This window comes from Bacteroidota bacterium, assembly GCA_016715425.1.
GTDB lineage: Bacteria > Bacteroidota > Bacteroidia > Chitinophagales > BACL12 > JADKAC01.
The window spans coordinates 850,326-866,912 of sequence record JADKAC010000005.1 but is presented as its reverse complement, the minus strand read 5'-3'; the positions used below and the strand labels follow the sequence as shown (position 1 = coordinate 866,912).

The following is a 16,587-nucleotide window of genomic DNA, read 5'->3' as shown; positions in this document are numbered from 1 at the left end:
TTAAATATTAAAACTATCTGAAAAATGATCGGCTTTCACTTGTTCATCTGCAGCAATTTCACCAATAGCACCTAACACCTCTCTATTTTTTGCTTTATCCATTTTACGCAAATCAAACACATCTATTTTTGACTTATTTATATATTCTGCAACAGTAGGATGCTGTGCAATTATAACGGGATCGAAAGGCATATCATAACGCAAATAAGTAAACAATGGATTTGTGGTGATACAATCTAATTCCATATTGCCAATCTCTCTATCAATGGAAATTCTGGTTGGTGAATAACCCAAAGATTGCAACATCATTTGATTAAAAATATGAGCATCGCTCATCAACAATTCAATTGAACTTACCGCCCAATGTTTTGCCTTTACCACCTTGTCCACTATATCTAATTTATCCAAAGGAAATCTTGCACGAGTACCACCAGTTCCAACCGAAACTATCAGCAGATTTTCTTTTCCTGTATTCCAATGAAATGGAAATCCTTTTAATTGAGAAACCATAAACATATATAATGCAGGATTATTTGCCATACTGACACCACCATCAATAAAATCTCCGGCTTGATCTAATTTCACCTGTAATCTTTCCGGTTCAAAATAAGAAGGAGCCGCAGTACTTGCACGAACAGCATCCCGCAACAGAATATCTTTATTATCCTTAAAATATTTTGCCTTCGGATGATTAATTATTGGCCATGTTCCTCCTGTATCAATTCTTTTTGTAAGTATGCATAGTCCGGTTAGAATTTTATCACTTTCTAAAGTCATATCACCAAATTCTTTTTTCAATCGTTCTTTTAAATTCTTCGATTTAAATTTTGGAACAAACAACCCACCAATTACAGGACGATCATCTTTAAAAATTTCTCCACCTAATTCACGATAAAGTTTAGTGATATATTCTGTGCTATGTCCTATTGCAAGCAGCGCTGCAATAATAGAACCTGTACTGGTACCGCCGATAAAATCGAAATAATTGCTGAGCACCATGTTTTCATTGTGATGCTTTTTTCTAAGAATCGTTTCAATTCTATTTAAAAAACCAAGTGTGAGTGCGCCTTTAATACCACCGCCATCCAGGGCAAGAATACGTTTCGGGCCGGGTGCTGATAATTTTTCTAGAAGATTCATGACTTAAATTGTTTTTAGGGTACAAGTTGAAAATCAGTTGATTGATAAGCTAGTGTAAATTAAGTAAGAAAAAAATTAATATTTTCTTTTTAAAACTACATTAATTTAGCAGCAACAATGAAACTTAATTCAATACTCGTTATCTCCAGAGGAAAAGCAAGTCTTGGACGTATGTTCCAAGGATATTTGCAATATTTTAATAAAGGTGATATACAAATTACTGTTGCTAGTACGGATATCCGCACAATTCATCCGCTTGCATTAGATGTAATGTTTGAAGATGGTATTGAACTAAATCAAAATCTTACCGTAGATTTCAATAAGAATATTTTAAAAACATTTGATTATATCTATATTCTTGGCTATGTAGCGCCTGAAATTATTGAAAGCTTAAATGGAATTCCTTTTGAACAATACGAGATAACAGATCCATTAAAATCTGACTCATATTTAAATACATTGGAACGGTATCATACCGCAAGAGAAGAAATAAAAAAAATATGTATCGATTTAGCGGGCTCATTTAATTTAGTGAAAAGCTAAAATAACTTCAAGTTAATATTCTTATCAAATAAAATTAATACTAGATATAAATTCTGCTCTTTTTACCCTACTGAGTATTAATTACTTTATAAATTCACAATCATTTAACAAAGACATAATTCGTTGATAAGACAGTGATGTTTTTTTTGCAGCAAATAAAAATGCAATGAAAAAATTAACTTTATTATCAATTTATGCAGCATTTGCAACTATGGCATTTGCGCAATCACAGGTTGTGATTACAGACGAAGACCTTGGGAGTGGAATTTATAACTGGACTCCAGACAAGGAATATCTTTTAGATGGTTTTGTGTATATAGAATCTGGTGGAATTTTAAATATAGCAGCGGGTACTGTGATAAAAGGATTAGAAACACCCACCTCATCAGATAATGCATCTGCTTTAATTATTACACAAGGTGCAAAAATTAATGTGAATGGTACACAATCAGAACCTGTAATTATGACATCAGAATTAGACGATGTAAATGACCCCAGTGATCTTACAGCACAAGACCGTTCGCTTTGGGGGGGCTTAGTTATTTTGGGCAATGCTACCATTGGAAATGCAACATCTCCTGCACAAGTTGAAGGCATACCCACTGATGAAATTCGTGCACAATACGGTGGTGAGAATGACTCCGATAATAGTGGTTCTATTAAATATCTTTCCATTCGACATTGCGGTGCTGAATTGGCTCCGGGAAATGAAATTAATGGTTTAACACTTGGTGGTGTAGGTTCAGAAACTATCTTGGAATATATTGAAATATTTGCCAGCTCTGACGATGGTGTTGAATTTTTTGGTGGAACACCTAATATCAAAAATCTTGTATTAGCATGTAACTCGGATGATAGTTTTGATTGGGATACCGGATTTCGTGGTAATGGACAATTTTGGTTTGTATTACAAGATATTGATGAAGCAGATAATGGCGGCGAATTAGATGGTGCTATCCCTGATGGACAAACACCTTATTCAAATCCAACAGTATATAATGTAACAATGATTGGAAGTGGTATTAGTGCTGCGGCTGCAAATCCTGCTGCTCTATTATTCCGTGATGCTTCTGGTGGAACGATAGCAAATAGTATTATAACAAGTTATAATTTTTATGCAATTGAAGTAGAAGATTTACCTGAAGCTTCTGGTGTTGACAGTCGCCAACGTATGGAAGATGGTGTTTTAAATTTGAAAAACAATATTTGGTATGAATTCGGAAATGGTGATGGATTAGTAGTAGGTGAAATGATTCGTGCCACTGCAGATGCAGAAGATCCTACTTGTGCTTTTTTGATTTCTCATTTTACTGATAATGAAAATACTATTGTTAATCCGCAAATAGGTGGTATTAGTCGTTTACCAAATGGTGGATTAGATCCAAGACCAAGTGCAATAGGTCCAGCTTACAATACTTCTCTTACTACTTCTCTTGATGAATTTTTTACAACTGTTCCTTACAAAGGAGCATTTGCTGCTAACGAAACAAATTGGATGGATATCTGGACTGCTCTTTCTGAATATGGTTATTTATCTGAAACCATAGCTATTGATCAATTAAATAAATTAGATGCTGATATAGCTGTTTATCCAAACCCTGTTATAGATAATGCAACATTACAATTAACACTTGCAAAGACAGAAAAAGTAAATATTACTTTGGTAGATATTCAAGGACGTGTTGTTACTAAAATTGCAAATAGTGAAACTTTAAATGCAGGTATGCATACTTTCACTATTGAAACTGACGAACTTGCTTCTGGCTTATATCAATTACGTGTGAGTTCATTAAACGGAATATCAGAAACAAAAATCATTATTAATTAATAGTTTTCTCATAGAAATCTTGATTGGCCGGTTGCAAATTGTAACCGGCTTTTTTTTATATGCAAGTGTTTTTATTTGTATAGGTTAACTTACACTTAATCTATAGTTAAAAATTCGCTAAGACTGACCTGATATTTTTGCGGGCAAATTAAGCACTACATGCGACTTTTCAGTTTAGGAATTCTACTTTTAATAATAGGAATTTCATCTACACAAGCCCAAAACTGCGGCATACGAGGTCAAATAACTGATTCCAAAACAGGAGAAACTTTAATTGGAGTGAATGTGGTAATCACAGGAACTACCACAGGTGTTGCAACAGATCTTGATGGCAATTATTGGATTGATGATTTGGAAGCAGGCACATATTCAATATCCATGAGCTATATATCCTATTCGCCACAAATTATATATGATATTGTTTTAAAACCGGGAGAAAAAACTACCTTAAATGTGATACTAGCCGCCTCAGAAAATGAATTAGAGGAAGTTGTAATTCAAGCTCGTCAAGTTGAAAATACCGCCAACTCAATGTTATCTGTACAAAAAAAATCCATTAATGTGCAAGATGGAATTTCTGCACAGGAAATTGCAAGATACGGTTCTTCAGATGCAGCAGAAAGCATGAAAAAAGTTACAGGTGCTTCATTAGTTGATGGTAAATATATTTATGTGAGAGGGTTGGGTGATCGCTATACTACCAGTCAATTGAATGGTCAATTATTGCCAAGTACTGATCCTTATAAAAATAGTCCTCCAATGGATATTATTCCAGCAGGATTATTAGATAATATTATTACATCTAAAACTTTCACTCCGGATTTACCTGGAAATTTTACCGGTGGTAATGTAAACATCACGACTAAAAGTTTTCCTGATGATTTTGTAATGAATTTATCTACGGGTTTTGGATATAATGATCAAAGTTCTTTTAACAATCAATTTTTAACATTGAATAGAGGTAACTTGGATTGGTTAGGGTATGATGATGGCACGAAATCCATTCCTGAAATTTTAGAAAATGAAGATGTAAATTCTTTACTTACAAAAGGGTTTTATATTCCTGCCAGGAAGGATCCGGAATTAGCTAATATTTTAGATTCTGCATCCAAATCTTTATCTCCAATAATGTCTCCACGACAAATGACTGCACCCTTAGATCATGCTGTAGCATTTTCAGTTGGTAATACCAAAAATGTGTTGGGCAATCCATTGGGTTATTATATCGGTGTAAATTTTAAACGTGAATTCAGAAGTTATAATGATGGTACTTCTGCATCCTATTTTCTTGGAGAAACAAATGCGCCCGGTCTTACAAAATATTATGATTTAAATGATGCTCGCAGTGTAGAATCACCGCAGCTTGGTGGCATGATAAATCTTGCATATAAATTAAATAATAATAACCAATTGGAATTTACCACTCTATATAATCATGATACCGAAATAAGTAGCCGATATCAAAATGGTGCTTGGCCGGGTGGCATTTCTAATAGTGATGCAACATTCGAAACCCGTAATCTTGGATTCAGAGAACGAACATTATTAAGCTATCAATTGGCTGGTGAACATTTATTAAATCCGGCAAAAGAAATAAAGTTAGAATGGGGTGCAAGTATTTTTAATACATCTCAAGAGGATCCTGATCTTCGCTTTTTTGCAAATACAAATGTCGGTGATTCTTTATATTATATTACTTCAAGCGAATATGATGAACCATTTCATTTTTGGAGAACATTGGAAGACAAACAATATCAGGGAAAGTTTGATTTATCTATTCCTTTTGCGGAAACATTTAGTAAAAGCAATAAATTAAAATTTGGTGGTGCTTACAGTTATAAGACAAGAGATTTTAATGAGTACAGATTTAAAATGTTGAACAGGGATGGTAATAATTATGCAGGTGATGCAGATACATATTTTGCACCTAATAATACAGGTATAATTGGAAATGATATTGATAAGGAGCAATACATTTTTGGACTATATACAGTAAATGATTCTCAGGAAGAAAATAATTATTCAGGACATGAAGGAATAGCCGCAGGGTATGGAATGGCAATATTCGAATTTTTACCTGGATGGAAATTAATTGCAGGTGCAAGACTAGAAACAACTGACATATATGTTGCTAGTCAGGATACCTCAAAATCTCCTGGAGCTATTAAAGATTTAGATGTTCTTCCTTCCATAAATATGGTGCATGCATTAAATGATAAAATGAATTTACGATTTGGATTTAGCAAAACTATTGCCCGACCAAATATGCGTGAACTTGCACCTTTTGCTTCTTTTGAATTTATTGGAGGAGAGATTTATTTAGGAAATCCTGAGTTACAAAAAACTAACATCAGCAACTTTGATACACGATGGGAATTTTTTCCAAAGGCAGGAGAGTTAATTGCGGTGAGCGCTTATTATAAAAACTTCATAAACCCAATTATTTTAGTTTACAATCCAAAGGCGGCAAATCCTGAATTTCAATTTAAAAATACAGAGAAGGCGTATGTATATGGATTGGAATTTGAATTTCGAAAAAATCTAAGTTTTCTAACTTCTGGTTTAAAAGATTTCGACTTTAGTACAAATCTTTCCTACATATATTCCAGAGTTGATTTAGATAGTTTAGAAAAGGCAGTGAATCAAAATTTCAATCCTGATTTCCCGGATTACAGACCATTTCAGGGACAAAGTCCTTATTTGGTTAATGCCAATTTAGGATATTCAAATACACCATTAAAATTAGATGCAATTGTTACCTATAATTTATTTGGAAAAAGATTAAGCGAAGTAAGTCAATCAGGAACACCCGATATTTATGAACGACCTGCAACTACGTTAGATGCATTTATTAATAAGGGAATAGGAGATCATATTCGAATAAGAATTGGCGTAAAGAATATTTTAAATTCGCAATATCTAAAAACAATTTCCTATAAAGAAAACGATTATACAATTCAACAATATGAAACGGGCCGCACGTATAGTTTAGCTTTATATTGGACTATAAAATAATTCAAAATTCTTAGAAATTGTAAAGAAATATTACGCTTTCTTTAATGTAAATCCAAAGGTGGATCCCTGATGAATTGTACTGCGTGCAGATACTGTTTGATTATGTGCTTCAATAATATGTTTAACGATGGAAAGGCCAAGACCGGTACCTCCAAATTCACGGCTACGACTTTTTTCAACACGATAAAATCTTTCAAAAACTCGATTTAAATTTTCTTTAGAAATACCTACACCATTATCGGAAACCTCAACCAAAACATTTTCACCCATATTATAATATCCAATACTTGTTTTGCCTTCAGGTTTTCCATATTTAATAGAATTAATTAATAAATTAGTAAGCACATCACGTATCAGATTTTTATCTGCCATAACTGTAAATGTTTTATCGCAACCTTCCTTTATTACCATAGAAATATTGCGCTGCCTGGCAGGTAATTCAATGTCAATTAATACTTGTTTAGTTAAATCATTTATATCAAAAGGAATCTCTTTTAATTGCAATTCACCACTTTCCAAATTTGCTATGGATTCCAAATTATCTATTGTAGAAATCATGCGTTCCACATTGCGTATCGCTTTATTTAAATAATCGGTAGAGATATCAGGATCATTTATGCCACCGTCGCTTAGTGTTTCAAGATAACCAAGAATGCTGGTAATTGGAGTTTTTAATTCATGTGAAACATTACCTAAAAATTCACGTCGATAAATTTCTAATTTCTTCAACTGTTCAATTTCAGAATTGCGTTCATTAGCCCAATTTACCACTTGTTCATTTACTTCGGAGATAATGTCTTTTTGTAAATCCACAGTTTGACTTGTAAGCTTTCGGGTGGATTTAAGATCATGAATATTTTTATAGATCAACTTTATTTTACGATAAATAAATGCTTCCAGAAATCGAAAAAAAACAAAGTAGCTGATTACAAAAATTGCAGCTGTTAGAATTATAGTGTAGTAAAAAATATAATTAAGCTGTGGAAATAAAAAAGGTAGTAAAGACAACACGCAATAAAGCAAAGAAATAAGTAATGCTGATCTAAATACAATTTGCTTAGGAGTTGGATTTTTCATTAAAAGTCAAACTTATAACCGATACCTTTAATTGTTTTAATAAAATCATCCCCAATTTTTTCTCTTATTTTTCTGATGTGCACATCAATAGTTCTGTCTCCAACTATCACATCAATACCCCAAATTTCGCTGAATATTTCATAACGAGTAAAAACTCTGCCCGGCTTAGAAGTCAACAATTGAAACAATTCAAATTCTTTTTTTGCCAGATTAATAGGAATATTATTTTTATAAACAAGATACTTTTCTCTATCAAATTTAAGATCACCAAAAACTTGAATACCATTTTCTTCAAGTACATTTATTTTCCTGCGCAACAATGCTTTTATCCGGCTGGTTAAAATCCTTGGCTTCACAGGTTTTGATATATAATCATCTGCACCAACCTCAAATCCTTGTACCTGAGTAAAATCTTCGTTTCTTGCTGTAAGAAATGCTATCAGCGTTTGGCTAAATTCAGGAATTGCCCGCAATTCTCTGCATACTTCAATACCATCAACTTCGGGCATCATTATATCTAATAAAATTAAATCTGGTTTTATTTCCTTTGCTAAAAGAAGACCTTGCTTCCCGTTAAATGCTTTATGCACTTCATAATCTTCCTTCAAAAGATTGTATTCAATAAATTCAACTACGTCAGGTTCATCATCTACAATCAGAATTTTAAATTGCATGTTAAGCTTAATTTATTTTACAGTAAAGGTATTTGCAATTTATTTACCAGTTCAAAAACCTATATTAATTAAATATTAATTATTCCGGAATGTCAACACTTAGGGTGCTGTAATTGCTTTTCCTTAAAAATAAATTTACAACTTACTCCCTAATTTTTGTTAGTTCTTTAGCTCTTCTTTCTTTCCGAAATTTCTTTTGAAGAAATATAATCACTATATAACTGTGAAATTATTCCATCACTCAATCCTTGTTTTGGAATAAATATTTTATCTAACCCGGCCCATTTCAACACATTGATATAAATTTTTAGAGCAGGAATAATTACATCTGCCCTATCCGGTTTCAATCCTAACTCAATCATGCGTTCAGTTAAAGTTAATTTTTCAAGATCAGATGCAACATGTTTTAATACGGCAAGTGTAATAAACATTTTACCCGGCTTACCATACATCTTCATCACTTTATTAATATTTCCACCAACACCTATTGCCGCAATATCCGGGAGATCTGTCTTATTTTTTTGAAGCCATAGCATCATCTCTTTCCAACTATCATCCGTAACCTGATTATTTAAAATACGCAGTGTCCCGATATTAAATGATTTGTTGTGCAATAATTTTCCATTACTAATAATTGCAAGCTCCGTACTTCCTCCACCTACATCAATATAATAATAATCGCCAAGTGGATTTAAATGTGATTGTTGCAATGGATATTGTAAAATAAACTTAGACTCTTCATCGCCAGAAATAATTTCAATATTAATTCCTGTTTTATTTTTAATCATTGCAATCACCTCCGCACCATTTGCTGCATCACGCATTGCAGATGTGGCAACTGCTCTATATGCAATTACATTATGCACTTCTATCAGATTGCGCATTGCCTCCATTGTCTTTACTAATAAATCAATTTTTTGTTTGCTGAAATACCCTAAGGTAAAAGCTTCTTCGCCTAATCTTAATGGCACTCGCACTATTTCATCTTTATAAAATACAGGGCCATTATCTGTTTCATAAACATTTTCAAATAATAATCTGATTGCATTACTGCCGATATCTATTGCTGCAAATTTCAATGTGCTTGATTTACTGTATTGTCGAAATAATTTGTAAAATAATCATATATTGCTTTTTGACTTCGTATCAATTCTGTTCCTTTTTCATGAGGTATATATTCGTTTAAATATTGCAAAGAAAGATTGCGTGCTTTCATATTATCTTTCCATTGCAACTCCATGATATCTGTAATTTGTTTTTTTATTTCTTCGTCTAATACTTTTAACATCACCTCTACACGAAAATCTAAATTGCGCTCCATAATATCCGCTGATCCAATAAATATTTCTGATTTCCCTCCATTCGCAAACATAAATATTCTAGGATGTTCCAGAAATTTATCCAATATACTTCTCGCTTGAATATTATCACTGAGATTATTTACTTCAGTCACTATGGAGCAAACACTGCGCACTATTAGCCGCACTTTCACACCTGCCTTTCCGGCATTATATAATTTCTTGATGATAGCAGAATCTGCCAAATTATTTACTTTAATAAATATCTCTGCTTGTTTACCAACTTTTGCATTTTTCATTTCTCTGCTTATCAATTGCTTTAATTTCTGTCGCATGTACATCGGAGCAAGAATGAGATTTTTATATGGCGTTACAGCAAATTGATTTTCGAAAAAAGTAAATACCTGCTTAATCTCTTTTGTTATTTCAGGCTTAGCAGTTAATAAAAAAATATCGGTATACACTTTTGCTGTATTCTCATTATAATTTCCCGTACCCACAATTCCATATTGTTTTTGTTTACGGTTTTCAATATCTACAACAAGACAGAGTTTTGCATGTACTTTTAAATTGTTTAATCCAAAAATTACTTTCACGCCCTCCTCTTCCATTTGATGTGCATAAAAAATATTATTCTCTTCATCAAATCTTGCTTGCAATTCCATAACCACCGTTACATTTTTTCCATTGCGTGCTGCATTTATCAAAGCCATTACAACACTGCTATCTTTTGCAACTCTGTACAACGACATATAGATATGTGTAACAGAAGAACGAATTGCAGCTTCACGCAAAAAATCAATGATATGGTCAAAGGATTGATATGGTGGATGCAACATAATATCCTTTTTTTGCAATACACTGAATACACTTTTACCTGCAAGCAATAATGGATGCGCAATCGGAATATCTTTTTTATAACACAGATCATTTCTACCCAAATCAGGGAAATTCATAAAGTCTTTAAAGTTGTGATAGCGGGCTCCGGGAATTATCGCATCGCCTTTTTGCAGTTTCATTTTTTTTGAAAAAAAATCTAACATCGCCACCGGCATTTCCGCATCATAAATAAAACGAACCGGCTCGCCTTTCCCCCGCTTCTTCACACTCTTTTGAATTACCTCCAACAAACTTTGTGAAAGATCCATATCTAATTCTAATTCAGCATCACGAGTTATTTTAATAGTATAGGATTCAATGGAATCATAATCCATCATTTGAAATATCTGCGGCAGATTATATCTGATAACATCATCCAAAAGGATTACAAATTTTTTATCGCCACTTTCTGGAAGCACAAAAAATCGCAATGGATTAATATCCGGCACTTCTATTAATGAATAATTTGAAGCGAAACCGTTACCATTTTTTTTTGTAAGAGCCACCGCCAGATAAATAGATTTATCACTTAGCACAGGTAATTTTTTTACCTGATCTATCATTATAGGAAATAATTTACTGCGGACCTGTTGAATAAAAAATCGTTTTACCAGCGCTCCTTGTGTTGCATTTAACTCCTTCTCATTTAAAATAAATATATTTTCTTTTTTACATTCCTGTAAAAGGTCTAAATACAATTCATCAAATCGATTTTTTAGTACTAATACTTTTTTTTGTATCTGATGAATAATTTTTGTGGGGCTGAATTCAAATTCTTTCATCTGCAATTTCTCTATGCGAGCCATGCGTTTTAAAGTGGCTACCCGCACTCGAAAAAATTCATCCTGGTTGTTAGAATAAATACCTAAAAATCGCAGTCGTTCTATTAAAGGCACACGTATGTCTTCCGCCTCCTGCAATACTCTCTCATTAAAAGAAAGCCAGCTTAAATCACGGTGTATTCTTTTATACTTTGGGCTTTTTACTTTTTCTTTCTTCATAACAACAAACAGATATGAGGCAAATTTAGCGAACAAGAAAATAGAGATTTTATAAAAGTATTACCCTTCAGAAAATATAAAAAAAGAAGTTGCTATCGTCCTCGGGTTGATTTCGATAGCAACTTACACTTTATTAGGAATGGCAATCCTCTTAGTTGAATTCCCCGACAAGACGTAACTGTACATCGTCGAGAAATGTATTGTGCACACCGGAAATAATTTCAAATTCCAGCATGTCATCAGAAATTGGTGTGAAATAATATTTCTTCACCACCCATTGTTCTGCATTAGATTTATCAATATTAAATTGTAGAAGTGTTTTCTCACCCTGAAAAATATGCATGATTAAACCACCTGAACAGTTAGTTTGTTCACCATCCAATTTAATTGCAAGAGATAATTCATATAATTTTTCTTTCTCTACATAAACTGCCTCATTGTAAAATAATTGCATGCAGCTTTCAGGGTTTAAATGCATTGCAAATTTTCCTTCATAAGATTCCATATCTTCAATATTAAATTCTCCTGCTCCATCATTAGACCATAAATCCAACGACAATGTTTGATTCTCGAAATTTCCATATCGAATTAAATTCGGATTTATTTCAGCCTTATCTACTAGTGGCTCTGAGCAGGAAGAAAATCCTACAATTACAATTGATAATATCAGAAGTGTGTTTCTCATTTTAAAAACAATGATTCAAAAATATACCATTAAAGAAAGCCAAAGTGACAATCCTTTTGAAAAATGGTGCGTTTGAACCGACACTTAAAAGTGTTATGTGACTTCTAAAGATTCCTTCCTAAGTAAGAAATCCATACTTTATTTCAATTATAGGTGGAATGAATAATTATTTAAATAGAATATCGGTGACAATAAATCAAATAACATTCAAGCTTTACATAAACGAAATGTGATTGGCTAAATTTGCGGCATGCAGGAAAATAAATATGAAAAGAGAGGCGTATCCTCACAAAAAGAAGATGTACATAAAGCAATTCAAATGCTGGATAAAGGTTTATTTTCAAATGCATTTTGTAAAATTTTGCCCGATATAATTGGCGACGATGAATTGTATTGCAATGTAATGCATGCAGATACTGCCGGCACCAAAACTTCACTCGCATATTTATATTGGAAAGAAACCGGTGATATATCTGTGTGGCGAGGAATTGCACAAGATGCATTGGTGATGAATGTGGATGATATGGCTTGCGTTGGCATTACAGATAATATTATTATCTCCTCCACTATTGGCAGAAATAAAGGATTGATTCCAGGAGAAATACTTGCAGAAATTATTGGAGGTACGCAAGATTTTATTGAACGGATGGCTGCATCAGATATTCATTTATTTCATTCAGGTGGAGAGACTGCCGATGTAGGTGATATTGTAAGAACAATTGATGTAGGAATTACTGCCTTCGGAAGAATTAAACGCAACGAGTTAATAGTAAATGATATTACACCAGGTTGCGTAATTGTTGGGTTATCATCAACGGGACAATCCACTTATGAAGATTTTTATAATGGCGGTACAGGAAGTAATGGATTAACATCTGCACGTCATGATATTTTTACCAATGATTATGCTGCTAAATATCCGGAATCTTACGATACAAATTTACCTGCGGATGTAGTGTATTCAGGAAGCAGAAAATTAACAGATGTAATTGATGAAGCAGGAACAACATTGGGCAAACTTGTGCTCTCACCCACCAGAACATATTTACCTGTTTTGAAAGATGTAATTAAAAATTTTAAAAATCAGATTCAGGGAATTATTCATTGCAGTGGTGGCGGACAAACCAAGGTATTGCATTTTGTAAATGATATTCATATTGTAAAAGATAATCTGTTTGAGATGCCTTTGTTGTTTAAAATAATTCAGCAGGAATCCGGTTCGGGATTAAAGGAAATGTATCAGGTATTTAATATGGGACATCGCATGGAATTATATGTAGAACCCGCAATTGCAAATGATATAATTGCAATTTCAAAATCTTATAATATTGATGCAAAGGTGATTGGTTATTGCAAAGAACAAAGCGGTAAAAAACTCACTATTCATGCAGGTAATGAATTATTGGAGTACTGATTAAAAGCCTGGAAAATTTCTCACAAATATTTTTAATTTTTTTGTAGAAATATATCCATTTACAAAAGCAAAATTCAATAGCACACCTGTCAACACCAAAGCAATTCCAAGAATAACTTGCAAGGAATATGTTTCTTTAAAAATTAATGAACCAAAAATAATTGCGAATATTATTCCGGTGTAAGTGAATGGCGAAACATTGCCCACCTTTTCAATTTGATAAGCTCTTGTCATTAAATATTGCGCAGACTGTGTAAGTATTCCAACAGCAAATAACAATAGCCAATCTAAACCATGAGGTGCTGTCCAATGCATAATAGTATAAGGTGTAATTAATGGCAGAGTTGAAAGGGGTAAATAAAAAATAATCACCAATGCATGTTCATTATCTCTTACACTTCTCACCGCAGTATATGCAAAGGCAGCACATATTGCAGACAACACTCCGAATCCAAGTAGTGGAAGTGAAACTCTGGGATCAAATCCTTTTATTACAAATACACCTGCAAATGCTAACAAAAAAAATATCCATTGTTTCCAGTGAACCGGTTCTTTTATCAGAATAGAAGCAAACAAAATTGTAAAAATGGGTGAGAGATATTGTATGGTAACCGCAGTGGCTAAAGGTAAATGTTGCAACGTATAAAAGAATAATAACAATGCAGCAGAGCCGGCAAGACCTCGCACTATTAACCAAAAACGATTGCCTCTGCCAAAAGGAAATATTTTTAATCGCATCAAAATACCGAGTGTAATTACAAATGAAATTACAGAACGAAAGAACACAATTTCATAAGAAGGAATATGTGTGAGATACTTAATCAATACATTCATAATTGCAAACAGAAGAGTTGCCAGCAAAATATAATACACTGCGATTATCTTCATAAAAATTTAATATCAAATACAATCAGAATGACAGCGCACATAAATTTCGAGTTAAAGAATGTTAATCTTAAACTAATCGATAGTGATTAAAGTTTAAAACAATAAGAATCAATTTCTACCTTTATTGATATATACAAACGTAATATGAAAATAGCACTTAAATCAAGTTTAACAGCAGGGATATTTTTTATATCCTTTTTTGCCTTTAGTCAACCCACAACAACAGAATCTACATTAACTCCCGATCAGGCGAAACAAAAATTCAGCAGATTCATGGATATTCTGGAATCCAAATATATGGATGATATTAATTCAGGTAAGTTGGTTGACGATGCAATTAATGAAGTACTCACTCAATTAGATCCACACTCTGTATATTTTTCAGAAGACGAATTAAAACAAGCTAATGAACCGTTGGAAGGAAATTTTGAAGGTGTGGGTATTCAATTCAATATTTTAAAAGACACTATTAATGTAGTGAATACAATTTCCGGTGGTCCTTCAGAAAAAGTGGGCATCTTGAGCGGCGATAAAATTGTAGTGATAGATGGAGAAAATGTAGCCGGCACCGGAATAAATAACAAGGGAGTGATGGATAGATTGCGGGGGAAAAAAGGAACTGTGGTTGATGTAGAAATTTCAAGAAGAGGTTCAAAGAAAAATCTTGAATTTAAAATTACCAGAGATATAATTCCACTATATAGTATTGATGCTTCGTATATGATAAGTCCGGAAATTGGTTATATCCGATTAAGTAAATTTTCAGCAACTACTACAGAAGAATTTAAACAAGCTATCACAGAATTGAAAGCTGAAGGAATGAAAAATCTGATTTTCGATTTACGTGGAAATGGTGGTGGCTATTTAAATGCTGCAATAGATATTTCGGATGAATTTTTACCAAGTGGTAAACTGATTGTTTATACAGAAGGTCGTGCATATCCAAGGCAAGATGCAGTTGCAACTTCTGTAGGCAGTATGGAAACAGGAAAAGTAGTTGTATTAATAGATGAAGGTTCTGCATCCGCAAGTGAAATTGTTTCAGGTGCATTACAAGATTGGGACAGAGCATTAGTAATAGGAAGACGTTCATTCGGAAAGGGACTCGTACAACGTCCATTTAATTTGACCGACGGTTCTGCAATCCGTTTAACTGTATCCAGATATTATACTCCATCAGGTCGTAGTATTCAAAAACCGTATGATGAAGGTTTAGATGTGTATGCAGAAGAACTTGGACATCGTTTGTCAGATGGTGAATTAACTGCAGATTCATTAATTGCATTTCCGGATTCATTAAAATATTTTACAAGCGGTGATAGAATTGTATATGGCGGTGGTGGAATAATGCCCGACATTTATATTGCACTCGACACATCTTGGGCAACTGATTATTATGCGCAAGTGGTTGGTAAAGGAATTGTAAATCAGTTTGCATTGGAATATATAAATGATAATAGAAATGAATTTAAAACTATGTACCCCACTCCTTTTGATTTCAATTCGAAATTCGAAGTGAATAAAGAAGTGTGGGATAAATTTTTCAAATATGCCGAAGGTGAAGAAGTGCCTTATGATGAAGAACAATATAAAACCTGTGAAATGAAATTAACACAGATATTAAAAGCAAGTCTTGCTCGTGACTTATATGATTTCGAAGCATTTTGGATTGTTTATAATAGTTATGATGATGCATATAAAAAAGCAATTGAAAGCTTAAATGATGATACCTTTTCTAAAATGAAAATAGCAGTTAACTAAGCGCTGAACTGATTTGAGGATTTAGATTTTTATTTTTAAAAAAACATTTACTCTCTGAAGAATAATAGCAAACAGAATAAGAGAATTAAACTATAAAATATGTACACCTATAAAATACATTTACAAAAGGAAACAGAAGGTGGATTTACTGTGTCTGTTCCCGCACTGTCCGGTTGTATTACTTATGGTGAAGATTTAGATGAGGCTATTACTATGGCAAAAGAAGCAATTGAACTTTATATAGAAGAACTTCATGATAGAGGAGAATCAATTCCTGAAGACAGTAACACCTACGAATATTCTTTAAGCTTTAATTAATAATATCTATTTACTTCAATCTATAATCACCCCTTTTCTAAAATGAAAATAGCGGTAATTAGCCGC

At 33.1% G+C, this 16,587-nt stretch carries 13 protein-coding genes; 6 read left to right on the top strand and 7 right to left on the bottom strand.

Going from position 1 to position 16,587, the window contains the following annotated elements:
* Entirely contained in the window at positions 1-1,140 is a 1,140-nt protein-coding gene (locus IPN31_09530) for a patatin-like phospholipase family protein (protein MBK8682126.1), read from the bottom strand.
* Between the two features lie 117 nt (positions 1,141-1,257).
* Here IPN31_09530 and IPN31_09525 point away from each other — a divergent pair, with 117 nt between their 5' ends.
* The 3 genes from IPN31_09525 (at position 1,258) to IPN31_09515 (ending at position 6,526) form a co-directional block, all read left to right on the top strand.
* A complete protein-coding gene (locus tag IPN31_09525; GenBank protein MBK8682125.1) occupies positions 1,258-1,683 on the top strand; it encodes a hypothetical protein in 426 nt (141 codons plus the stop codon).
* A gap of 166 nt (positions 1,684-1,849) precedes the next feature.
* Positions 1,850-3,511, top strand: a complete 1,662-nt coding sequence (locus tag IPN31_09520; protein ID MBK8682124.1) for a T9SS type A sorting domain-containing protein — start codon at positions 1,850-1,852, stop codon at positions 3,509-3,511.
* A gap of 159 nt (positions 3,512-3,670) precedes the next feature.
* A complete protein-coding gene (locus tag IPN31_09515; GenBank protein MBK8682123.1) occupies positions 3,671-6,526 on the top strand; it encodes a TonB-dependent receptor in 2,856 nt (951 codons plus the stop codon).
* A 30-nt stretch (positions 6,527-6,556) separates the two neighbouring features.
* On the opposite strand, the gene IPN31_09510 is transcribed toward IPN31_09515, so the two are convergent.
* The 5 genes from IPN31_09510 to IPN31_09490 form a co-directional block, all read right to left on the bottom strand.
* Entirely contained in the window at positions 6,557-7,603 is a 1,047-nt protein-coding gene (locus tag IPN31_09510; GenBank protein MBK8682122.1) for a sensor histidine kinase, read from the bottom strand.
* Complete coding sequence (locus IPN31_09505; protein ID MBK8682121.1) at positions 7,603-8,277, bottom strand: response regulator transcription factor; 675 nt, start codon at positions 8,275-8,277, stop codon at positions 7,603-7,605. Before IPN31_09505 ends, IPN31_09510 begins: the two co-directional genes overlap by 1 nt.
* Positions 8,278-8,444: 167 nt before the next feature.
* Positions 8,445-9,356: an exopolyphosphatase gene (locus IPN31_09500; protein MBK8682120.1), complete on the bottom strand. Its 912-nt coding sequence runs from the start codon at positions 9,354-9,356 to the stop codon at positions 8,445-8,447.
* Positions 9,353-11,455, bottom strand: coding sequence for a polyphosphate kinase 1 (ppk1, locus tag IPN31_09495; GenBank protein MBK8682119.1), 2,103 nt, complete (start codon positions 11,453-11,455; stop codon positions 9,353-9,355). The genes IPN31_09500 and ppk1 overlap by 4 nt, the downstream gene beginning before the upstream one ends.
* 151 nt (positions 11,456-11,606) lie before the next feature.
* Positions 11,607-12,140, bottom strand: a complete 534-nt coding sequence (locus IPN31_09490) for a hypothetical protein (protein ID MBK8682118.1) — start codon at positions 12,138-12,140, stop codon at positions 11,607-11,609.
* A 250-nt stretch (positions 12,141-12,390) separates the two neighbouring features.
* Here IPN31_09490 and IPN31_09485 point away from each other — a divergent pair, with 250 nt between their 5' ends.
* Positions 12,391-13,554 (top strand): phosphoribosylformylglycinamidine cyclo-ligase, encoded by a 1,164-nt coding sequence (locus IPN31_09485; protein MBK8682117.1) that lies wholly within the window; start codon positions 12,391-12,393, stop codon positions 13,552-13,554.
* Here IPN31_09485 and IPN31_09480 read toward each other — a convergent pair whose 3' ends face one another.
* Positions 13,555-14,418 (bottom strand): DMT family transporter, encoded by an 864-nt coding sequence (locus tag IPN31_09480; GenBank protein MBK8682116.1) that lies wholly within the window; start codon positions 14,416-14,418, stop codon positions 13,555-13,557.
* Positions 14,419-14,715: 297 nt separating this feature from the next.
* On the opposite strand from IPN31_09480, the gene IPN31_09475 reads away from it, so the two are divergent.
* Together IPN31_09475 and IPN31_09470 are read left to right on the top strand one after the other, a co-directional pair.
* Positions 14,716-16,203, top strand: coding sequence for a S41 family peptidase (locus IPN31_09475; GenBank protein MBK8682115.1), 1,488 nt, complete (start codon positions 14,716-14,718; stop codon positions 16,201-16,203).
* Positions 16,204-16,302: 99 nt separating this feature from the next.
* Positions 16,303-16,521, top strand: a complete 219-nt coding sequence (locus IPN31_09470) for a type II toxin-antitoxin system HicB family antitoxin (protein MBK8682114.1) — start codon at positions 16,303-16,305, stop codon at positions 16,519-16,521.
* Positions 16,522-16,587: the final 66 nt, after the last annotated feature.